Raw genomic sequence first — 22,863 nt, 5'->3', positions numbered from 1 at the left:
ATGCCGACGCCGATGCGGATGCGGATGCTGATGCTGATGCTGATGCTGATGCTGATGCTGATGCTGATGCTGATGCTGATGCTGATGCTGATGCGGATGCGGATGCGGATGCGGATGCGGATGCCGATGCCGACGCCGATGCGGATGCCGATGCCGATGCCGATGCTGATGCCGATGCGGATGCGGATGCCGATGCCGATGCCGATGCCGATGCCGATGCCGATGCCGATGCCGATGCCGATGCCGATGCCGATGCCGATGCTGATGCTGATTCGTAGGCTGATGCTGATGCTGACGCCGACGCCGACGCTGATGCGGATGCTGACGCGGATGCCGATGCTGATGTTGACGCGGATGCCGATGCTGACGCCGATGCTGATGCTGACGCGGATGCCGATGCCGACGCCGACGCCGATGCTGATGCCGATGCCGATGCCGATGCCGACGCGGACGCCGACGCCGATGCTGATGCCGACGCTGATGCCGATGCCGATGCCGATGCCGACGCCGATGCGGATGCTGATGCCGATGCCGATGCTGATGCTGATGCTGATGCTGATGCTGATGCTGATGCTGATGCTGATGCTGATGCGGATGCGGATGCGGATGCGGATGCGGATGCGGATGCGGATGCGGATGCCGACGCGGATGCGGATGCCGAAGCGGATGCTGATGCCGACGCCGACGCCGATGCCGACGCCGATGCCGATGCGGATGCTGATGCCGATGCCGATGCCGACGCTGATGCTGATGCGGATGCCGATGCCGATGCCGATGCTGAAGCCGATGCTGATGCTGACGCGGATGCGGATGCGGATGCGGATGCCGACGCGGATGCCGATGCCGATGCCGACGCGGATGCCGATGCGGATGCGGATGCTGATGCTGATGCCGATGCCGATGCCGATGCCGATGCCGATGCCGATGCCGATGCGGATGCTGATGCCGACGCCGATGCGGATGCGGATGCTGATGCTGATGCTGATGCTGATGCTGATGCTGATGCTGATGCTGATGCTGATGCTGATGCTGATGCGGATGCGGATGCGGATGCGGATGCGGATGCTGATGCCGACGCCGATGCCGATGCCGATGCCGATGCGGATGCTGACGCCGATGCCGACGCGGATGCCGATGCCGATGCCGATGCCGATGCCGATGCCGATGCGGATGCGGATGCTGACGCTGACGCCGATGCTGATGCGGATGCGGATGCGGATGCCGATGCGGATGCCGATGCTGACGCCGACGCCGACGCCGACGCCGACGCCGATGCCGATGCCGATGCCGATGCTGACGCGGATGCGGATGCCGATGCCGATGCCGATGCCGACGCTGATGCCGACGCCGACGCCGATGCTGATGCTGATGCTGATGCTGATGCTGATGCTGATGCGGATGCGGATGCCGATGCTGATGCTGATGCTGATGCTGATGCGGATGCGGATGCCGATGCCGATGCCGATGCCGACGCGGATGCGGATGCGGATGCGGACGCCGACGCTGATGCCGACGCCGACCTGGAAGCCTTCGACGACCTGGCAACCGCTGAATTGACCGTAACTCCGGTTACGACCAACACTTCTCTCAACAACATGAACGTGTTCACGTTGCTCGATGTGCTGGGTATTCAGTTAGGTGTGCCGACGCTGTCGCAGACGTTCTCCGTGTCGGACGAAAGCACCGGTACCTTGAATCTGTCCTTCGGTGCGGGTGACCTGGTCTCCGTGTTGGGTAGCGGGTTCACGGCCAAGCTTGAGGTCAGTGATGGTGCTGGCGGCTGGACGACGGTGGAACAGGGCAGCGTAGGCGGTGGCTTGCTCGATCTGCTGGGGCTGTTCGGTTCCAGTAACAGCGCGAAAGTCGAAGGCCTGGCGGCAGGCGAGTATCGCTTCACGCTCACCATGGACCCTGCGGTCGTGGCAGTAGGTGCAAACGTTACGGCAACACTGAGTGTCGATAACGTCAGCCTGGTGGACTTCGATGTCACGGGCGGTGAAGTCAGCGGGAACGTCATCATCGATGACGGCTTTGCAGGCGTGCCGGACTCTCCAGGTACCGCAGCGGATGCGACGGTCGAGGAAGTCAACGGTGTCGTTATCAATCCAGTGGGCAGTACCGTGGTACACGGGCTGTACGGTGATCTGACGATCTTTGCCAATGGTGATTACAGCTACACGCCAACGGGCAATGCGGCGAACATCGGCAAGGTAGATGCCTTCGTCTATCAACTGGCGACAGCGGCTGGCGGGACGGCTTCGGCCACCCTGTACGTGCGCATCGACAGCACCGACTCGACGGTTACCTGGAGTCCTGCCGATCCGTCGGTACCGGGTGTCGTGGAGGTGGTTGCCACCGATGACATCGGTACTGCGCAGATTGATCTGGTCAATCCAGTCGATAGCGCCGAGTTGACGGCCCTGATTTACTCGCCTCCGCTGGCCGTCGGTTCCAGGACTGTCGCCGGTGAGGCTTTCACGGTCGAAGCCGATACGACGGTACAACTGCAAGTCAGCCGTAGCTTCGTCGGAGTTGGCGTACTGCCTACGACCACGATTGTCCTGCAGAAGTGGGACGGTTCAACGTGGAAACCGGTGGTGCCGGCACAGAGTACTGTCGATGCGACCCATACCTTCACCGTGAGTGAGGCAGGTGAGTATCGAGTGACGTCAACGACCGGGGCTTTGGTCTCGCTTGGAACGGTGACGGTTGCACAGACGCTGCTCACCACCCACCTGACGGAGTTCGTCACGGGGGCTGCGACCGCCGCAACGGGCAATGTCCTGCTGATCAGCGATCACTCCGTGCCAGACAGTATTCCGTCGACGTTGACGGTACTGAGTGTGTTGATCAACGGGGTCTACGTCATTCCGGGTCAAACCGGAGCGGTGGTGCAAGGGCAATTCGGCACGCTGACGTTGCACGCTGACGGTGACTACAGCTACACGCCGACCCCGGGTCTGGCGCTGGCTGATGTCGGCAAAGTGGACAGCTTCACCTACAAACTCACCACTCCAGGTGGCCAGGAGGACACCGCCACGCTGTACGTACGCCTTGACTCGCCGGATCTTGATCTGGTCTGGGACGATGCCAACCCGGGCAATCCTGCAACCGAAGCCCCAGGCTTCGCCGCAGCTGCGTTCGAGCAGGAACCGTCATCGGCCACGATCACCGAAGGTGCCGACGGTGCTGACCATATCGCGATCCATGACACCGAGTTTGCAGCGGTGGATGGCGGGGACGGCTTCGACACCCTGGTCTGGGACGGTGGCGATGCGACGATCAACTTGAGCTTGCTGGTCGGTAAAGTCAGCGATATCGAGAGCATCGACCTGAACGACTTCAGTGCGGTCGACCTGACCGTAAGCCTGGAAGACCTGCTGGCAGTGACGGCGCCCGAGACGGATAGATTGTTTATCCAGGGCGACGAGCAGGACAGCGTCCACCTGACGGGCAACTGGTCGGTGGGTAGCACGCAACTGGAGAACGGGCAGGAGTACGTGGTGTACACCAGCCAGGAAGATGAAACCCATCAACTCTGGGTGCAAAGCGGGGTCAACGTGGTTTAACCACGTTGCTGGCGGGGAGCGTCGGGCCTTGTGGCCCGACGTTCTCCTTTGATCCTCCATCAATCAACCGTAACGATCCAGGCGGCGCGTTCTTGCGCCGCCCTGGCGTTACACCACGAATTCGAGTGAGCCGTGCAGGTCGCTGAAATTGAGTCGGCAGCAGGGCAAATAAGCGTCTATCTTTTTCATCACAAGCTGATGTGGAGCATTACTTGAGACCTAAGGATCGGTTCGAGTTCCTGTTTGTGGCGTTGTTGGCAGTCGCCGTACAGCCATTGACGATAGAGCGGGCCGTAGCGCTGACACGCGACTACGAACCCGAAAGTATCAACACCATCAGCCCCAAAGATGTGGGCCAGAATTTACCGGGTGATTCGTTCGGTGCCAGCCAGCCGGCTGCCCCCAGTCATGCAGTCCCCGACAACCTCGAAATGCCGCGCGCCATTCAACTGGCCGTCGCCTGGCATCCCGCGATCGCCGAGTCGATCGGCCAGCTGTACCAGCAACACGACAATGTCACCGTGGCCCGTGCCGGTTATTACCCGCAGATTCGTGGCGGGTTCAATTCCGGGTACGACAGCGGCCTGACCGGCAACGGCCAAAGCCAGGCCTTCACCTTGTCGGCTTCGCAGATGTTGTATGACTTCGGCAAGGTAGACAGTGCGGTGGACAGTGCCGTGGCCCGGGTGAATGGCAAGCAGGCTTCGGTGTTGCTGGCCATCGACCAGGTGGCACGCGATACCGCGTTTTCGGTGATCGAGCTGCAGCGCTACCAGGCGTTGCTCAACATCTCCCGCGCGCAGGTCAAGGGCCTGACGGCCATTGCCGACCTGGCGCAAAAGCGCAGCGACATGGGCGCCAGCACCCGCTCCGACCTGATCCAGGCGCGCTCGCGGGTCGAGGCTGCCGTTGCCACGCAGTTGCAATACACCGCGCTGTACAACCGCTGGCGCAGCAGCCTGGGCAGTCTGCTCGGCGCGCGCACGCCGGTCAGTGTCGCCGCTGAGGTACCGAGCACGCTGCGCCAGTCCTGCCAAGGCATCAATGCCGACGAGGTGCTGACGCCTTCGTTGTTGATCGCCCAGGCGCAGCAAGTCGATGCCCAGGCGCAGATCGCCCAGGCCCGGGCCGAAGCGATGCCGACCGTGTCGCTGGATCCGTCGGCCACCCAGTACCTGGACAGCAATGATGAAGATGGCAGCGTGGGCGGGCGCGACCGCACGCGCTACGGGATCTTCCTCAACGTCGAGATGCCGCTGTACCAGGGCGGCGCGATCAATGCCCGCAAATCGGCAGCGGCCCAAGCGTTGCGGGCGGCCGAGGCGGCCAACGACGCTGCGCGCCTGGCGGTACGCCAGGGTTTGCTTGAGGCGCGGGATCAGACCTCCAGCCTCGAACAGCGCCTGACCACCCTGGATTTCCGTGAACGCAGCATTTCTGAAACCCGCGATTTGTATCGCCAGCAATACCTTGAGTTGGGCACGCGGCCATTGCTCGATCTGTTGAACGCCGAGCAGGAAATCCACCAGGCTGCCATGGATCGGGCCAACACCGCCGCGGATCTGCACCGTCTGGAAATCGATTGCCTGTACAACAGCAGCGCCTTGCGCACGGCGTTCAATCTGGACAGTGGCACCATCCAAGGTGTGGAGATTCGACCATGAACGACGCCGTGAACCTGGATACCCAGGGCGCCACCGAACCGCAGACCCTGGAGGCGGCCAGCGCGCTCGATTACGAAGATTGGCTGGAAGCGATCCTCGCGGTCGCCCGGCACAATCGCCTGGATTGCTCGGCGCAGAATGTGCGCATTGCCGCCCAGTGGAGCAAGGGCACCGGGGTCGACGAGGTGCTGCGGCAGATGGCACGCCAGGCCGGGCTGAGCCTGAAGGTCGTGGATTTCAGCCCGGCGCTGTTGGTCCAGCGGCGCCTGCCCCTGGTGCTGCAGTTCGACGATGGGCAAATCGGTGTGCTGCAGACCCTCAGCGACGACGATGAACTGGGTATTGTCTACAGCGGTGACCAAGGCCTGCAAAGCCGCATCAGCCGTGCCGAGCTGCTGGTGTCGGCGCGCAAGGCGCTGATTCTGCGACCGGTGCAGGCGGCGCGGGACTCGCGGGTCGACGACTACATCAAGCCCTACGAGAAAAGCTGGTTCAGGAACATCGTCCTGCGCGACATGCGCCCCTACGGCCATGTCATGTTGGCGTCGCTGGCGGCGAACATCCTCGGCCTGGCCGGGGTGCTGTTCTCCATGCAGGTGTACGACCGGGTGATTCCGGCCGAGTCGATGCCGACCCTGTACGTGTTGTTCGGCGGAGTGATGCTGGCGCTGTTTTTCGATTTTGTCCTGCGGGTAATGCGTGTGCGCATCACCGACTTGCTCGGCAAGCGTGCCGACATGCGCGTCTCGGACCTGGTCTTCGGCCATGCCATTCGCCTGCGTAACAGCGCCCGGCCAAAATCCACCGGTTCGTTCATTTCCCAGTTGCGCGAGCTTGAGCAACTGCGTGAACTGATCACCTCCAGCACTGCCAGCGCCTTGGCCGACCTGCCGTTTTTCCTGATGTTCGTGGTGATCTACTGGTTTATTGCCGGGCCGCTGGTGGCCGTGCCACTGGGCGCGGTGCTGTTCCTGATCATCCCGGGGCTGTTGTCGCAACGCAAACTGGCGAGGCTGGCCAACCAGTCGATGCGCGAGAGTTCGCTGCGCAGCGCCATGCTGGTGGAGACCGTGCAAGGCCTGGACGACATCAAGATGCTGCAGGCCGAACAGCGTTTCCAGCAGCAGTGGAACCACTACAACGCGACCGCCGCCGAGGCCAGCCTGCGTTCGCGCACGCTCACCAGTGGCCTGGTGACCTGGACCCAGAGCGTGCAGGGCGGCGTGTTTGCCGTGGTGGTGGTGTTCGGTGCGCCGATGGTGATGGCGGGCGACATGACCACCGGTAGCCTGGTGGCCGCGTCGATCCTGGCCTCGCGCATGATGGCGCCGATGTCGCAGATCACCCTGGTGCTGACCCGCTGGCAACAGGCCAAAGTGGCCCTGCAGGGCTTGCACCGGATCATGCAGATGCCGGTCGACCAGGCCGAAGGCAGCAAGCGTGTGCACTTGCCGCTGGTGCGCGGCGACTATGAGTTCAAGCAGGCCGAGTTCAAGTACGCCGAAGATGCGCCGATGCCGGCCCTCACGGTCAAGCACTTGAAGATTGCCCCGGGTGAGCGCATCGCGGTCCTCGGGCGCAACGGCGCGGGCAAGTCGACGCTGCTGCAGGTCATGGCCGGGATGATCGACCTCAGTTCGGGTTCGCTGACCCTGGATGGCGTCGGCCTGAGCCATATCGACCCGGCCGATGTGCGCCGCGATGTTGGCCTGCTGACCCAGAACTCCCGACTGTTCCACGGCACGCTGCGGGAAAACCTGATGCTGGGAGCGGCACACGCCAGCGACCAGGACCTGCTCGAAGCGCTGGCGCTGACCGGTGCGCTGGAGTTCATCAGCAAGTTCGCACTGGGCATGGACCACATGATTCTGGAAGGTGGTCTCGGCCTGTCCGGTGGCCAGCGCCAGGCGCTGCTGCTGTCGCGGTTGATCATTCGCCAGCCGCAGATTGTGCTGCTGGACGAACCCACTGCGGCCCTCGACGACGCCAGTGAACGCAAGTTGATCCAGAGCCTGGGCCAGTGGGGCGCGCAGCGCACGCTGATCATCGCCACGCACCGCATGAGTGTGTTGAGCCTGGTGGATCGGATCATCGTCGTCGACAACGGCGCGGTGATCATCGATGACACCAAGGACAACGCCATTGCCCGTCTTTCCAAACCTCGGAACCCGGCGCAGTGAGCCGGCTGCTCCCAGCCACTGACTGCGCAAAAGGATAGCTCAGATGGAAAACAACAATCGTTCCTCGGGCTCGAACCCGGACCTGGCGCGGGTGCCACGGGCAGGCTCGGCGAATACCCAGGGTGACAACTCAAGCGCCGACGACAGCCTGGATGACGTCACGGTCGTGCGCTCGACGCGCGTCGTCTGGTGTGTGGCGCTGATGCTGCTGGCGTTCGGGGTGTGGGCCTACCTGTTTGAAATCGATGAAGTGTCGACCGGCACCGGCAAGGTGATCCCGACCTCGCGCGAGCAGGTGATCCAGTCGCTGGAGGGCGGCATCGTCGCCGAACTGAATGTGGCCGAGGGGGATATCGTCAAGCAGGGGGAAATCCTCGCCAAGCTCGACCCGACCAAGACCGAATCCAACTTCGGCGAGAGTGCCGCCAAGTACCGCGCCTCCCTGGCCAGCGTTGCGCGGCTGCAGGCGGAAGTGAACGGCACCCCGCTGGCCTTCCCGGCGGAGCTCAAGGCCTACCCGGCGCTGATGAGCGCTGAAACCGACCTGTACCAGACCCGGCGCAAAGGGCTGGAAGAGTCGCAGGCGGGGGTGCGGGCCTCCCTGGGGCTGGTGCGCAGCGAGCTGGAAATCACCGAGAACCTGGCCCGGGTCGGCGCCGCGAGTAACGTCGAGGTCTTGCGCCTGAAGCGCCAGAAGTCCGAGCTGGAGCTGAAACTCACCCAGTCGCGCTCCGAATACATGGTACGGGCCGGCGAAGAACTGGCCAAGGCCAACTCCGATGTGCAGACCCTGTCCTCGGTGCTCAAGGGCCGTTCCGACTCGGTCACGCGCCTGACGTTGCGCTCGCCGGTACGGGGGATCGTCAAGGACATCGAGGTCACCACCATCGGAGGGATCATTCCCCCCAATGGCCGCTTGATGCAGATCGTGCCGATGGACGACCAGTTGTTGATCGAGGCGCGCATTTCCCCGCGGGACATTGCCTTCATCCATCCCGACCAGGACGCCAAGGTCAAGATCACGGCCTATGACTACTCCATCTACGGCAGCATGGATGGCAAGGTGGTGACCATTTCCCCGGACACCATCCAGGATGAAGTCAAACCCGAGGTCTTCTACTACCGCGTGTTCATTCGCACCAATGACAATGAGCTGCACAACAAGGCCGGCAAGGCGTTTTCCATTGTGCCGGGGATGATCGCGGCGGCGGACATCAAGACCGGCCAGAAGACCGTGCTCGATTACCTGATCAAGCCCATGAACCGGGCGCGCGAAGCCTTGCGCGAGCGCTAGGCATGCGCTCAATGAGCGTCGCCAGGTGGCTGGCGTGTGTGGTGCTGCTGGTCAGTGCGCCGCTGTGGGCCCGGGGCACGGAAGACCTGCCACTGGCGTGGAATGCCCCGGCAGACCCGGCCACTTGCACCGAACAGGACTCGGCCCTGTGGGTCGAGTACGCCAACGGCCAGGCCTGCATCCGCTACTTCAGTGCCGTGCCGCTTGCGCACGCGCCGGTGGTGATCGTGATGTTTCATGGTGACCGCAATATCGAAATGCACCGCGCGCCCGCAACCATTGCCGGCAATACCCTGCGCGCCAAGGATCGGCAAGCGGCGGCCCTGAGTCGGCGGGCCGGGGTGCCGGTGGTGATTGTTGCGCGTCCGGGGACCTACGGCTCCAGCGGCAACCATGGCCAGCGGCGCCAGCCCGCCGAGTTCCAAGCGCTGGGCGCGGCACTCGACCAGTTGCGCGAGCGCTATGGCATCGGCCGTTTTGTGTTGCTCGGGCACAGTGGCGGGGCGACGGTGGTGGCGGCCTTGCTGACACTGGGGCGCGAAGATGTGCAGTGCGCGGTCATGACTTCGGGAGCCTTTGCCTTGCTCGAACGGGCGCAGATGATTCGTCGCAGCAAAGGCCTGCCGTCCCGCGAGGGGCGCGACACCAATGGCCTGTTGCATCCGTACGATCCGCTGGAGCATGTCGCCGGCATTGCCCAGGTGCCCGATCGGCAGTTGTTTGTGCTGGGCAATCGCAACGACCAGGTCGCCCCCTTTGTGTTGCAGGAGCAGTTCTACCAGGCACTGCGCGATGCCGGATTGCCGGCGCAACTGATCGAAGCACCGGCAACTGCACCGGCGTTTCATCAGTTGCGCAACGATATCGGGCTGAAGACGGCGGCGCAGTGCGCACAACCTTGAAGGCACGACTCGCTGGAGTCAGCGAGTCGTGGTCACGGAGGGTGTCAGAGCGCCGCGACGGCCGGTTCGGCGGCCATCAGTGAGTCGACCACCTGGGACAGCCCAGTGCCGCCAGAACTCTTCACCAGTACCCAATCACCTGGTTGGAACCAGCGCGCGGCGTGCCGTGGCAGTTGCTCCTGCAGGGCCTTGACGTCCTCGAACCACTCGATGGGTAACTGATCGCGCAGTTGCACATACAACCCGTGCATCAGTGGTCCGCAGAGCAGGGTCTGGCGTGGGGCTGCGGCCAGCAGGGACGCGGCCAGTTCCAGGTGATAGCGCTGGGTGTCGGGGCCCAACTCGAGCATATCCCCCAGTACGGCAACGCGCTGATCGGCCCGGCCGGGCAGTTCGGCGAGCATTTTCAGCGACGCCCCCATCGAGCCCGGATTGGCGTTGTAGGCGTCGTTGATCAGTTGGTAGTCACCGTCGCCGCAGGGGATGGTCAGCGTATTACCGCGGCCATCCACCGCGGCGAATGTCTCCAGTGCGGCCAGGGCTTGGGCCGTGGGCAAGCCGGCGCACACCAGCGAAGCCAGCACCGACAGGGCGTTGAGCACCATATGGTGGCCGCGGGCGCGCAACTTGAAGTGCACGGGCGTGCCGCGCAGGCTGGCATTGACCTGCAAGTGGGACGGGGTCGTGCAGCAGTCCAGCAGTCGCAGATCAGCCAGTTCGTGCTCGCCGTAGCTGAGTACCGTCAATTGCGCGCGCTGGGCGGCATTGGCGAACACTTGGAAGTACGGCATGTCATGGTTCAGCACCGCATGCCCGCCGGGTGCCATGGACCGGAAGATCGCGCTTTTCTTGCGCGCGAGGTTCTCCAGGGTGCCGTGGTACTCCAGGTGTGCCGGGGCCAGGCTGGTGACGACCGCAATATGGGGGCGCACCAGTTCGGAGTTGATAGGCATCCTGCCGACGGCCATTTCCAAGACCCAGAACCGCGCAGGATCGGTCATGCAAGCCAGGTTCCAGGCAATCCCATGGGGCAGGTTGGCATTGCCCTCGGTTTGCGCCACGCTGCCCAGTTGCGCCAGGGCATGGGTCAGCATCGCGCAAACCGTGGTCTTGCCGGCGCTGCCGGTGACCCCGAACACCTGGCCTGCGAAGGCTTTGCGGGCGTACCGCCCCAGTTGCAGCATGGCATCTGCCGTGTCCGGAACTTGCAGTACCGGCAGGCCGCTGCCGAGGTAAGGCGTGGGGTCGACGCAGACCATGGCTGAGGGACGCAGCTGCGGCTCGGCCTTGGCCCACAGGCGTGCAAGCCGGGCCTCATTGGCGCCGACCTTGCTCGGGTGGCGGCTCAACATGCGTTGCGGTTTGAAGTAGGCCATGGACGGAGCCAGCCCGCTGGCTGTCCAATCCGCCTCGGGTGCGACCGCCCAGGTGCCACCGGTGGCTTGCAGCACTTTGGCCGCATCCCACTGCCAGCCGGCGCCATCTTGCTGTACGTCTGGCTGGGCGGCGCGGACCTGCGGTGCGCCGTCGAGCAGGTAGCGGTGATAGGCAATCAGCCCCGAGAGGTAGTGTTCGACATCGTCAATGCGCACGCGAAAGGCGTGATGGCGGATAAAGAACGAGCCGACGATGCGCGCAGGATGACCAAAGAACATTGCCATTTCCGGCCAGAAGTAGCCGTTGAGCAAGTGCCCGGCGCGGTGGTGCAAGGCGCGATAGAACGCCTGCAAGTCGACCTCGTTGAGCAGATGGCGCAGTTGCGGCAGTTGCGAGATACGCTGCAGCATTTGCTGCGCGGCCATCATCAACTCCAGCAGGGTGGGGAAGGTGGTGATGCGTTGCTGCACAAACCCCAGGTAATCGACGAAGTTGTTCAGGCCGAAGCGGAAGTATTTTTCCTCGGGCCGATAGCGGGTCAGCTCATTGACGCAATAGCTCAGCCAGTGGTCGTGCTCGCGCCAGTGTTCCTTGGCGATGAAATAGTCGAAGGCTTTCTCGACGACGTGTAACCAGCGTTCGTCGCCACTCAAACCATAGAGGCGCATCAGCCCGAAGGCAGCTTCACCGTCGTAGTAGATAATCCGGAACGGCGCTTTGACGCTCAGGTCGTGGGCATGCAGGACATGGTTGAAGCCACCTGTCTGCGGGTCCTGCATCCAGGCGATGCCATTGGCTAGCGCCGCCAGCAGTGGCAGATAGTCGCGATTACCGGTGACTTCGCTGTATTTCACCAGGGCCAACAGGCAGACCGCGTTACCGCCCAGTTTGATTTCGTCGCCGACATCCACCAGGTACGCGGCGGCGCTGCCGTCGGGCAGGATGTAGGGCCTGATCAGCGTAAGGGTGAGGTGGTCGAGGGCGCGTTGGATCGAGGCCAGGAGGGCGTCGTCTCGGGTCAGCGCCCAGGCTTCGATCATCGAATAGGTCGTGCTGGCGTGGCGCAGGGCGTTGTAGTTCTGGATGGTGCGGTCAAAACAGGGGAACTGGCCGTAGACAAATTCCCCGCTGTCCTTGACCTGGCAGGCGAGAAAGTCCGAGGCGCTGACGACTTTGTCGCGGATCTCGCCCGCGTCCAGCACCGAGGTCTTGCGGCGCCCGACATCCGGGCCACTGCTGTTGAGGGCGTGGGCGATACCGTCTTCGGCACAAAAAACGCCTTGGGTCTGGAACAGGTAGACCGGGGTCTGCGGGTCGGCTTGGGCCTTCTGGGCGGCCTCCAGCGCTGCTGAATCGGCAAAGCGTTTTTTCACATACACCGAAAAATTGCCCGGGTTAAAGCGGGCCAGCGGCACTGTCGAACCGCCGTAGAGGATTGCGTTGGCGTTGATTTCCTGTTCGGTCAGGGCGGTCTTCAGTTGCGGGTCGAAGGCGATGCCGAAGCGAAAGTAATTGCGTTTGTGGCGCTGCAGGCGCTCCTGCAATTGTGCCCACGACAGCGTCGTCAGGTGGGTAGCACGCTCAACCCGCAGCCAGAGCCGCTCGGTCGGATGATCTTGTTGGGACGCAACCGGTAGTGGTGGGAAGTTCAGGAGTGCGTGATTCCACGCAGCCTCGAAGGTGTCGGCGCTGTTGTGGAATACCCGTGCCCGTTGTGTGCCGTTGCTGAGGGAAAAAAACAAGGTGCACGTCGTCGGCGCGTCAGTGCTGCTGATGGGCTCTACTGTCTGTGCTTTAAAAAAGTTGTAACAGGCGAGTAATTGCTGTTTCAAAGACATAAGAAAATCCATTGTCAACGTCAGATGAAGACAGAATTCTGGGGGGGCTAGCATTATTGTGTTCGATAATCGAACCCAACTGAATCCATGCAGTTTTCCCGCGTCCGGCAAGAGCGGCGGTGTAATAAGTGACGCGAATGTGAACTACGTCACACGGATACCGGTACTTTCGTTCTAGTTGAGCGGAAAAGCGTCGTCGCGGGTTATTTCTTCCGGCGAAAAGCTGATCGGTTGGTCGAACTCGCTCAGGTGGTTCTTGATTAATTTTCTGAGAATCTGCGACACGGTTAGATCGACAGTCTCAGAGAGATCCTCTAATTTCTTTTTAGTCGGAAGATCAATCAGTATAGTTAGGCGCGCGGTTTTCTTATGCATTTGCGATCCTTCTCTTCCGCCGCTATTACTGCTGTAGCGGTCGGCTCTCCAATTCCCGATAAAAGATAAGGCTTTAGCAGGCAGCGCCAAAGCTCACTAGGGACTCTAATTCAACTGATGAACTTTTTCTACTTTGCCGGGAAAAAAATATCATGGCTTTGCCCGCTCGAATTTTTGGCTCTGGAAAAGGCTTCTTGGGCTGGCGTTATAATGCAGCGCACATCTTATTATCATTGTATTAGTCGGATAGTAAGAGGGCTGGGGTGATCATCCTTTCGGATGAAATCAGCATAGGCTAATGCTTTAGTAATAACTATAATTTGGTCTAAGTAAGAAACTTTTCATGTGACGGGAGCCTGTACGATTGAGGTCGCTTCGACGCGTTGTTTTATTTTCTGCCCGGTGCTGACCGACGCAGCTGTTTGGGTGTCGGAGGTGGACGGCGCTGTGCGGACTAACAGGCGAGTAATGAGCCTGTAGCGCTGTACTTCTGCCTAACTGATTGGCGCAGTATTCGAGTGATCTCTCTCGTCAGGTAGTGTTGCGTCATGGCATTAACTGCACCGCGCAAGTTTCGCCGTTTTTTAACCGTCGGTTTCTCACGGCGTACTTCGGCAGTTCAGTAGATGGTTACCAACATACTGATACTAAGCATTCATAACCTTCGGCGTAGGGCCGCGTTGGCCAGGTTTTTTGGCCTGCGCGTGTCAGGCACTGTTTTTTGACGGGCGGGTGCACAAGGCGTGTGCAAGAGAAAAATAGATGAATAGTGTGCATCGTGTGCGCGTTATTGCCGTGAGTGGCGGCAAGGGTGGCGTTGGCAAGACCACGGTGGCGGTCAATCTGTCCCTGGCGTTGGCGAGAGCCGGTCGGCGGGTGGTATTGCTGGATGCCGACCTCGGGCTGGCCAGCATCGATGCCTTGCTGGGGCTGACACCCAGGTACCGTCTGGCGGATGTCCTTGCCGGGCGTTGCGAGCTGGCGGATGCGCTGGTACGGGGCCCAGGAGGCATCCGTATCGCTGCGGCAAGTTCCGGTTCGCCGGACCTGGCCCACCTGCAACCGGCACAATTTCATGCGCTGATCCATGCCTTCAGCAGTATTGGCGACGAACTGGATGTCCTGGTCATCGATACGGCGGCCGGTATCGGTGAGACGGTGATGAGTTTTCTGCGTGCCGCCCAGGAAGTGATAGTGGTGGCGTGTGATGAGCCCGCGGCGATTCGTGGCACTTGTAACCTGATTCAATTGCTTCATCAGCAATACGGCATTCACCGCTTTCGCGTGCTGGCCAATAAGTCGGCAAATGCACGGGAAGGGCGCAAGCTGTTTGCCGAGCTGGAAAAGGTCACCGATCGGCTTCTCGATGTGCAGTTGCACTACCTGGGCGCGGTGCCGAACGACGAGTCAGTGCCCAGGGCCGTACGCAAGCGACAGGTGGTGGTCGAAGCGTATCCACGTTCCCGGTTTGCCAACGCCTTTCGCGACATTGCGCAAAAGATCAACGCCTGGCCTCTGCCGGCTCACCCTGGCGGGCACGTGGAGTTCTTCGTCGAACAACTGGTGCACAACTCCAGGTATGGGGCGCCGAGCCCTGGCGACGAAGTGGATGCCTGAAACAACGAAAGGCCCGGGTTTTCACCCGGGCCTTTCGTTTTATATGGTGCACCAGGCGGGATTCGAACCCACGACCCCTGCCTTCGGAGGGCAGTACTCTATCCAGCTGAGCTACTGGTGCAATGCGGGCGCCATAATACTCATAAGCACAGCGTGCGTCCATGCTGCTGAATAGCCTGATGTTTTCTGCCGGTTAAGAGGGTGTTCGCGACGTTGATCAGAAAACCTTGGGTTAAACGGGCTTTTCGTTCTTTTTTTCGAACAACCTATTGTCCTTTACCCCCTTTGATCCTAGGATTCGTTTGAGATTTCAAACGCTCTTGTCTGGGTGCTGAACCGCACGAGTTTCAATCAGTGCGTTATTTATGTGCTTCAGCCCGGTGAATGATTTCCCTGACGGCAGCCCTCAAGGCGCCTTTCTACAATCATAATTCGCTCCGCGCGCGCGCGGTGCTGTTAAGGAAAGCCGACATGCAGCTTAAAGACACCCTGTTGTTCCGCCAGCAAGCCTTCATTGATGGCGCTTGGGTTGATGCGGACAATGGTCAGACGATCAACGTCAACAACCCGGCAACGGGCGAAATTCTGGGCACCGTGCCGAAAATGGGCGCGGCCGAAACTCGTCGTGCGATTGAAGCTGCAGACAAAGCGCTGCCGGCCTGGCGTGCACTGACCGCCAAGGACCGCGCGAACAAGCTGCGTCGCTGGTTTGAACTGATTATCGAAAACCAGGACGACCTGGCTCGCCTGATGACCCTCGAGCAGGGCAAGCCATTGGCCGAAGCCAAGGGCGAAATCGTCTACGCCGCCTCTTTCATCGAATGGTTCGCCGAAGAAGCCAAGCGCATCTACGGTGACGTGATTCCAGGCCACCAGCCAGACAAGCGCTTGATCGTGATCAAGCAGCCAATCGGCGTGACCGCTGCCATTACCCCGTGGAACTTCCCGGCCGCGATGATCACCCGCAAAGCTGGCCCGGCACTGGCTGCTGGTTGCACCATGGTGCTCAAGCCAGCTTCGCAAACGCCTTTCTCGGCATTCGCCCTGGCTGAACTGGCCCAGCGTGCCGGCATTCCTGCCGGTGTGTTCAGCGTGGTTTCCGGCAGCGCCGGCGATATCGGCAGCGAACTGACCAGCAACCCGATCGTGCGCAAACTGTCCTTCACGGGCTCGACCGAAATCGGTCGCCAGTTGATGGCTGAGTGCGCCAAGGACATCAAGAAAGTGTCCCTGGAACTGGGCGGCAACGCACCGTTCATCGTGTTCGACGACGCGGACCTGGATAAGGCCGTCGAAGGCGCGATCATTTCCAAGTACCGCAACAATGGCCAGACCTGCGTCTGCGCCAACCGCCTGTACATTCAGGATTCGGTCTACGACGCGTTCGCCGAGAAGCTGAAAGTGGCCGTGGCCAAGCTCAAGATCGGCAACGGTCTGGAAGAAGGCACCACCACGGGTCCGCTGATCGATGGCAAGGCCGTGGCCAAGGTCCAGGAGCACATTGCTGACGCGATCGCCAAAGGCGCCACAGTCCTGGCCGGTGGCAAGGTCATGGAAGGCAACTTCTTCGAGCCGACCATCCTGACCAACGTGCCGAAGAACGCTGCCGTGGCCAAGGAAGAAACCTTCGGTCCATTGGCGCCGCTGTTCCGCTTCAAAGACGAAGCCGAAGTGATCGCGATGTCCAATGACACCGAGTTCGGCCTGGCCTCGTACTTCTATGCTCGCGACCTGGGTCGTGTGTTCCGTGTGGCTGAAGCCCTGGAATACGGTATGGTCGGCGTCAACACCGGGCTGATCTCCAACGAAGTCGCGCCATTTGGCGGCATCAAGGCCTCGGGCCTGGGCCGTGAAGGCTCCAAGTACGGCATCGAAGACTACCTGGAAATCAAATACCTCTGCCTGGGCATCTAAGCTCCAAGAGCTAAGCCCGGCAAGGCATTGCTTGAAACGCAAAGGGCACGAGAGCGCTGTCCCTTTGCGTGCAACACACGCAATTTTCTCTGTGGCCGGGAAAGCTGCGGCAGTCGATCATCGCATGCTGCCCAGTTGCCTCCCCGCCGCATTTTCCTTGAACCACGCCGCCCGATGAGCGGTGAATGAGGACACTATGAGCAAGACCAACGCTTCTTTGATGAAACGCCGCGAATCCGCTGTACCACGCGGCGTTGGCCAGATTCACCCGATCTTCGCCGAGTCCGCGAAGAACGCTACCGTGACCGACGTTGAAGGTCGCGAGTTCATCGACTTCGCCGGCGGTATCGCCGTGCTGAACACCGGTCACGTGCACCCGAAAATCATCGCGGCAGTGACCGAGCAACTGAACAAACTGACTCACACCTGCTTCCAGGTACTGGCCTACGAACCGTACGTTGAAGTGTGCGAAAAAGTGAACGCCAAGGTTCCAGGCGATTTCGCCAAGAAAACCCTGCTGGTCACCACCGGTTCCGAAGCGGTGGAAAACGCCGTGAAAATCGCCCGTGCCGCCACCGGCCGTGCTGGCGTGATCGCCTTCACCGGCGCGTACCACGGCCGCACCATGATGACCCTGGGCCTGACCGGTAAGGTCGTGCCTTACTCGGCCGGCATGGGCCTGATGCCAGGCGGCGTGTTCCGCGCCCTGTACCCGAACGAACTGCACGGTGTGAGCATCGACGACTCGATCGCCAGCATCGAACGCATTTTCAAGAACGATGCCGAGCCGCGTGACATCGCTGCCATCATCATCGAGCCAGTGCAGGGCGAAGGCGGTTTCTACGTCGCGCCAAAAGCATTCATGGCTCGTCTGCGCGAGCTGTGCGACAAGCACGGCATCCTGCTGATCGCTGATGAAGTGCAAACCGGCGCTGGCCGTACCGGCACCTTCTTCGCCATGGAACAGATGGGCGTTGCTGCCGACCTGACCACCTTCGCCAAATCCATTGCTGGCGGCTTCCCGCTGGCCGGTGTGTGCGGCAAGGCCGAATACATGGATGCCATCGCGCCAGGCGGCCTGGGCGGCACCTACGCCGGTAGCCCGATCTCTTGCGCCGCGGCCCTGGCCGTGATGGAAGTGTTCGAAGAAGAGCACCTGCTGGACCGCTGCAAGGCAGTCGGCGAGCGTCTGGTGACTGGCCTCAAGGCCATCCAGGCCAAGTACCCGGTGATCGGTGAAGTGCGTGCCCTGGGCGCGATGATCGCGGTCGAGCTGTTCGACGACGGCGACACCCACAAGCCTAACGCCGCTGCCGTTGCTGCGGTCGTGGCCAAGGCGCGCGACAAGGGCCTGATCCTGCTGTCCTGCGGCACCTACGGCAACGTACTGCGCGTGCTGGTACCGCTGACTTCGCCGGACGAGCAACTGGACAAAGGCCTGGCGATCATCGAAGAGTGCTTCTCTGAGCTCTGATCACCGAGTGTGACCTGGTCCACAAAAAACCCGCCTCGGCGGGTTTTTTTTATCTTTGCCTACACATCGCTGGCTTTTGGCCTGTATCGAATCAGCAGCATTGTCTAAGGTGCAAGGATTGCCCCGGAGTGTCCTGATGAGCGCTGTTGATTTACCTGCCGTGCCGCGCGTGCTGATTGCCGAAGCCGATCCCTGGTCGCGGGACCTGCTCAAACAGGTGTTGTTGAACGTGCGCTGCGACGCACGGCTGGACCTGTGTGCCGACGGCCAGCAGGCCCTGCAACTGCTGGCCGAGCAACCCTACGACCTGGTAATTGCCGATGGCGAGCTGCCGGGAGTCGATGGCCTGGGTTTGTTGCGCAGTGTGCGCCAGCGCCGCCGTCATCCGCCGTTGCCGTTTATTCTGATGAGTCACCGCAACGACAGTGCCAGCGTGCGCGAGGCGATCCCGCTGGCGCCCACGGCGTACCTGACCAAGCCGCTGAACATGCAGGGCCTGACGCTTCGCCTGCAGGGCCTGTTGCTGAGCGCCGGGCAGACGGTCTCCTGCGATGTGCCGGCGCTGGCCCCAGGTATGACCCTGGCGACCTTCCTGGAGCGTCGGCGCGAGTTGGCAGACGGCGCGCCCTTGCTGACCGATGTGCAACTGGCGGTCAAGCGCAGCCTGAATCCCAATGGCCTCGACTTGAGGTTGCTGGAAGAAGAGGTGCGCACGGACCCGCAGATCACCGCCGTACTGATCGCCGCGGCCAACAGCGCTGCACAGCACCTGGGCGAGGGAGTGCAGACCCTGTCCCAGGCCCTGCATCGTCTTGGCACCGGGCAAAGCATGAACCTGGTGCTGGGCCTTGCTCTCAAGCGCAGTGCGAAGTTGAGCGACCCGTGCCTGGCCGACTACGCCGAGCGCTACTGGGAGCTGTCGCTGCACACTGCTGAGTACGGCCGCACGCTCGCGCGGTTGCTCGATCTGGATCAGGAACGCTGCTATTGCGCCGGCATGCTCCATTGCCTGGGCGACCTGGCGTTGTTGCGCTGCCTGCAGGAGTGGAAGCAGGCCGGTGGCGAGTTGGATGACGAGCAGGAGGTGGGTGAGGCGCTGGTGACGTTTGCAGCGGCCTACGGTTCGGCGCTGCGCACCCGCTGGCGGCTGCCGCTGGAGCTGCGAGAGCTGATTGCCGCGGTCTATCGGCTTGGTGGTGGGGTTTACTCCAGGGAAGCCCTGGTGATGAACATGGCCGCCCAGTTGGCCCGCCTGACGGAGCATGAGGGCGTCGAGGAGCTGGCGAAAAGCCGAACGGCACGCTTGCTCAAGATCGGTTTGCCGGAACTGATGCGCCTGCGCAAGACCTGATCTGGCGCAGGCCCTGTGGGAGCGGGCCGGGCGGCGCTCCCACATCTATGGTTTGGGGCTTTACGCCGGACGCAGGGAGTAGGTCTTGAGCTGGTGGGCGAAGTCGCGCAGGGATTGAATCCCGCTGGCCTCTGCTTCGTGGATCCAGTCCTTGATGGCCGCCAGCATGTCGTGGCCGTTGGAGCTGGTCTTGACCCAGATCTGCTGCAGGGCTAGGCGTTTTTCGTAGATGACCTTCAGTGCCTGGCTGTGCTCGAGCATGGTCTGGATGCGCAGGTGATGCTTTTCATCCAGCAGGCTGGTTTCCCGCGAGAGCAGGCGCTTGGCGCGATGGAATTGGTGGCGTACCGAATGGTCGACCTTTTCCAGCTCTTGCTTGACCAGCGGGCCGATCACCAGCTTGCGGTACTGGGCCATTATCTGGAAACGATTGTTGAGAATCGCCATGGCGGTGTCCATGTCCAGGTTGCCCTTGCCTTCGACGCGGTGGGCAATGGGCGCAACGCGCTGCACCTTGGCCAGGCGCAGGAAGCTGAACAGCTGGATCCAGGCCCAGCCGAGGTCGAACTCCCACTTTTTCACCGACAACTTGGCCGAGTTGGGGTAGGTGTGGTGGTTGTTGTGCAGCTCTTCGCCGCCCACCAGGATGCCCCATGGCACCAGGTTGGTCGCCGCGTCGCGACATTCGAAGTTGCGGTAGCCGATCGCATGGCCCAGGCCGTTGATCACGCCGGCGGCCCAGAACGGGATCCACATCATCTGGATCGCCCAGATGGTGATGCCGATGGTGCCGAACAGCAGCAGGTCGATCACTCCCATGAGTGCCACACCCAGCAACGGGTAGCGGCTGTACAGGTTGCGTTCGATCCAGTCTTCGGGGCAGTTCTTGCCGTAGATGCGCAGGGTCTCGGGGTTCTCGGCTTCGGCGCGGTACAGCTCGGCACCTTTGCGCAGGACCGTGGACAGGCCCTTGATGACCGGACTGTGGGGATCATCGACGGTTTCGCACTTGGCGTGGTGCTTGCGGTGGATAGCGGTCCACTCGCGGGTGTTCTGCGCCGTGGTCAGCCACAGCCAGAAGCGGAAGAAGTGTTTCAGGCCGGCATTCAGCTCAAGAGAGCGATGGGCCGAGTAACGATGCAGGTAAACCGTGACACCCACGATGGTGATGTGGGTCATTAACAGGGTGACTGCCACCAGTTGCCAGGCCGACAAGCCGAGTAAACCTTCGTACCACATAGGCTATATGGCCCTCGATAAAGAAAAAAATAGCTCGCGCATTATCACTCAGGACACAGATAAAACCAGTCACCCTTTCAGATAAGAGTGGCGGGATGTTTCTTTATTCTATAATTCCGAACTTTTGTAGGGACATGGACGGCCGGATGCCTGCCTTTTATCGCGATGCATTGCGTGCAGCGCTGCTTTACCTGGTGATTTCCTGCGTGTGGTTGGGGATTACTGGTTGTTTATTGAACAATTTGTTCGATGATTCCGCTCATCTAGCCCGCTGGCAACTGATCAACGGTTACGTCTGGGTGCTGCTCAGTGCCGGCTTGATTGTCCTGGTGCGTGGGCGCTGGCCGGGTTTTCTCGGTCGGGGAGCCGCGTTGGGCCGGGGCACTGAGGACCGTGCGCAATTGCGCCAGGCGCAGGCGGTGTTCGATTGCACCCATGAAGGCGTGTTGGTGACCGATCGCCAGCGCAAGATTGTCCACGTCAATCGCGCCTTCATGGAAATCACCGGTTACCAGCCCGACGAGGTGCTGGGGCGTACGCCCAGCCTGTTCAAGTCCGGTCATCACCCGCCGGATTTTTATAAGAAGATGTTTCAGGATCTCGGGCGTGGTGGTCAGTGGAGCGGTGAGATCTGGAACCGGCGCAAAAGCGGCGAGATTTTCCCCCAGTGGCAAACCATCCGGGTGATCCGTGACGACTGCGGTCAGCTCAGCCACTACGTGGCGGTGTTTTCCGATATCAGCGCGATCAAGGATTCCGAGCACGAGCTCAAGCACCTGGCGCATCACGACCCGCTGACCGACCTGCCCAATCGCCTGCTGTTCGGCGATCGTGTCGAACAGGCGCTGGCGTCGGCGCAAATCCACAAGCGCGGCTGTGCCTTGCTGATGATCGACCTCGATCATTTCAAGATGATCAACGACAGCCTGGGGCACAACGTCGGCGATCGCCTGCTCAAGGCGGTGGCTTCGCGCTTGCGCGAGATGTTCGGTCCCGGCGTGACCCTCGCGCGCCTGGGGGGCGACGAGTTTGCTGTGCTGGTGGAGAGCTGTGGGCAACTGGTCCAGGCCGCGGCGCTGGCGCAACGGATCATCGACGGCCTGAAAGAGCCCTTCGTGATCGACGCCGATCAGTTGTTCATCAATGCCAGTGTCGGCATCAGCCTGTTCCCCAGCGACGCGCAGAGCGCCGAGCAGTTGCTGCGCAATGCCGATTCGGCATTGTTCAAGGCCAAGAGCGCCGGGCGTAACGATTATGCCTTGTACACCGAGGAATTGACGGCCCATGCCCAGCATCGGGTCGAGACCGCCTTCGAGCTGCGCCGGGCGCTGGAGCAGCAGGAGCTGCGGGTCTACTACCAGCCCGTGCACGACCTGCAGAGCAGTCGCTTGATCGGCGTCGAGGCGCTGGTGCGCTGGCAGCACCCGCAGCGTGGCCTGGTGCCGCCGAGCGAGTTCATCCCGATTGCCGAGCGCACCGGGCTGATCGCGGACATCGACGCCTGGGTGATGCGTCAGGCGTGTCAGCAGATGTGCGCGTGGCAGCAAGCTGGCGTGGTGTTGTCATTCATTGCGGTGAACGTGTCGAGCCGCCTGTTCGCCCGACGCGAGCTGTATCAGCGCGTCGCCCAAGTGCTGCATGACACCGGGTTGGATCCGGCCTGCCTGGAGCTGGAAGTGACGGAAAGCGCGGTGATGGGCGACCCGGAGGTGGCCCTGGAGCAGATGCACCGGCTACGCGAGTTGGGGGTGCGCCTGGCCATCGACGACTTCGGGACCGGCTATTCGTCGCTGCTGCGGCTCAAGCGCCTGCCGGTGCAGAAGCTCAAGATCGACCAGGGTTTTGTCGCCGGACTGCCCTGGGATGATGACGATGCCGCTATCGTGCGGGTGATCATCGCCCTGGCGCAAAGCATGGGCATGCAGGTGCACGCCGAAGGCATCGAGCACGTCGAACAGGCGGCGTTTTTACTCGACCACGGCTGTGACCTGGGCCAGGGCTACTGGTATGGGCGACCCATGCCGGCAGATGAACTGGATTGGGCGCGGGCACCACTGATCCGCTAAGGC

The 22,863-nt window shown here is 61.6% G+C and carries 14 protein-coding genes and 1 tRNA gene; 11 read left to right on the top strand and 4 right to left on the bottom strand.

The features are described 5' to 3' along the window. The 6 genes from CKW24_RS23655 to CKW24_RS23630 all read left to right on the top strand — a co-directional run. Window positions 1-1,557: hypothetical protein (locus CKW24_RS23655; RefSeq protein WP_177440697.1), on the top strand; the 1,557-nt coding region annotated here is incomplete at its 5' end. Beyond that, window positions 1,554-3,569: a BapA/Bap/LapF family large adhesin gene (locus CKW24_RS23650; protein ID WP_256585532.1), complete on the top strand. Its 2,016-nt coding sequence runs from the start codon at window positions 1,554-1,556 to the stop codon at window positions 3,567-3,569. The genes CKW24_RS23655 and CKW24_RS23650, both read left to right, overlap by 4 nt. 245 nt (window positions 3,570-3,814) lie before the next feature. Beyond that, the gene (locus tag CKW24_RS23645) at window positions 3,815-5,233 is read left to right on the top strand and encodes a TolC family outer membrane protein (protein ID WP_095170709.1); all 1,419 of its coding nucleotides are present in this window, start codon (window positions 3,815-3,817) and stop codon (window positions 5,231-5,233) included. Next, window positions 5,230-7,413 carry a type I secretion system permease/ATPase gene (locus CKW24_RS23640; protein WP_095170700.1) on the top strand — a complete coding sequence of 728 codons (2,184 nt, stop codon included), beginning with the start codon at window positions 5,230-5,232 and terminating at the stop codon, window positions 7,411-7,413. Before CKW24_RS23645 ends, CKW24_RS23640 begins: the two co-directional genes overlap by 4 nt. 43 nt (window positions 7,414-7,456) lie before the next feature. Continuing rightward, the gene (locus CKW24_RS23635) at window positions 7,457-8,707 is read left to right on the top strand and encodes an HlyD family type I secretion periplasmic adaptor subunit (protein WP_095170698.1); all 1,251 of its coding nucleotides are present in this window, start codon (window positions 7,457-7,459) and stop codon (window positions 8,705-8,707) included. 11 nt (window positions 8,708-8,718) lie between these two features. Next, window positions 8,719-9,609 carry a S9 family peptidase gene (locus CKW24_RS23630; RefSeq protein WP_095170707.1) on the top strand — a complete coding sequence of 297 codons (891 nt, stop codon included), beginning with the start codon at window positions 8,719-8,721 and terminating at the stop codon, window positions 9,607-9,609. Window positions 9,610-9,653: 44 nt separating this feature from the next. Here CKW24_RS23630 and CKW24_RS23625 read toward each other — a convergent pair whose 3' ends face one another. Next, the gene (locus CKW24_RS23625) at window positions 9,654-12,728 is read right to left on the bottom strand and encodes a Mur ligase family protein (protein WP_256585531.1); all 3,075 of its coding nucleotides are present in this window, start codon (window positions 12,726-12,728) and stop codon (window positions 9,654-9,656) included. 270 nt (window positions 12,729-12,998) lie between these two features. Further along, on the bottom strand, window positions 12,999-13,199 hold the full coding sequence (locus tag CKW24_RS23620; RefSeq protein WP_095170694.1) for a hypothetical protein: 201 nt from the start codon (window positions 13,197-13,199) through the stop codon (window positions 12,999-13,001). Between the two features lie 762 nt (window positions 13,200-13,961). Between CKW24_RS23620 and CKW24_RS23615 the strand changes: the two genes are divergently transcribed. Further along, window positions 13,962-14,816, top strand: coding sequence for a MinD/ParA family protein (locus CKW24_RS23615; RefSeq protein ID WP_095170692.1), 855 nt, complete (start codon window positions 13,962-13,964; stop codon window positions 14,814-14,816). Window positions 14,817-14,860: 44 nt separating this feature from the next. Here the strand turns inward: CKW24_RS23615 and CKW24_RS23610 are convergent. Then, a tRNA-Arg gene (locus CKW24_RS23610) sits at window positions 14,861-14,937 on the bottom strand. A gap of 350 nt (window positions 14,938-15,287) precedes the next feature. On the opposite strand from CKW24_RS23610, the gene gabD reads away from it, so the two are divergent. The 3 genes from gabD to CKW24_RS23595 all read left to right on the top strand — a co-directional run bounded on the left by gabD (window position 15,288) and on the right by CKW24_RS23595 (window position 19,555). Further along, window positions 15,288-16,730, top strand: coding sequence for an NADP-dependent succinate-semialdehyde dehydrogenase (gabD, locus tag CKW24_RS23605; RefSeq protein ID WP_095170691.1), 1,443 nt, complete (start codon window positions 15,288-15,290; stop codon window positions 16,728-16,730). Between the two features lie 196 nt (window positions 16,731-16,926). Continuing rightward, window positions 16,927-18,204 (top strand): 4-aminobutyrate--2-oxoglutarate transaminase, encoded by a 1,278-nt coding sequence (gabT, locus tag CKW24_RS23600; RefSeq protein WP_095170689.1) that lies wholly within the window; start codon window positions 16,927-16,929, stop codon window positions 18,202-18,204. Between the two features lie 136 nt (window positions 18,205-18,340). Continuing rightward, a complete protein-coding gene (locus CKW24_RS23595; protein ID WP_095170687.1) occupies window positions 18,341-19,555 on the top strand; it encodes a response regulator in 1,215 nt (404 codons plus the stop codon). Window positions 19,556-19,615: 60 nt separating this feature from the next. Here CKW24_RS23595 and desA read toward each other — a convergent pair whose 3' ends face one another. After that, the gene (desA, locus tag CKW24_RS23590) at window positions 19,616-20,794 is read right to left on the bottom strand and encodes a delta-9 fatty acid desaturase DesA (RefSeq protein ID WP_095170685.1); all 1,179 of its coding nucleotides are present in this window, start codon (window positions 20,792-20,794) and stop codon (window positions 19,616-19,618) included. Between the two features lie 146 nt (window positions 20,795-20,940). Between desA and dibA the strand changes: the two genes are divergently transcribed. Further along, complete coding sequence (gene dibA / locus CKW24_RS23585; protein ID WP_095170683.1) at window positions 20,941-22,860, top strand: phosphodiesterase DibA; 1,920 nt, start codon at window positions 20,941-20,943, stop codon at window positions 22,858-22,860. The last annotated feature ends 3 nt before the right edge of the window (window positions 22,861-22,863 follow it).

Origin of the sequence: Pseudomonas sp. Irchel 3H3, assembly GCF_900187635.1 — a bacterium.
GTDB lineage: Bacteria > Pseudomonadota > Gammaproteobacteria > Pseudomonadales > Pseudomonadaceae > Aquipseudomonas.
Note: the sequence above shows the minus strand (reverse complement) of the source record. Positions and strands in the feature narration are given on the sequence as shown.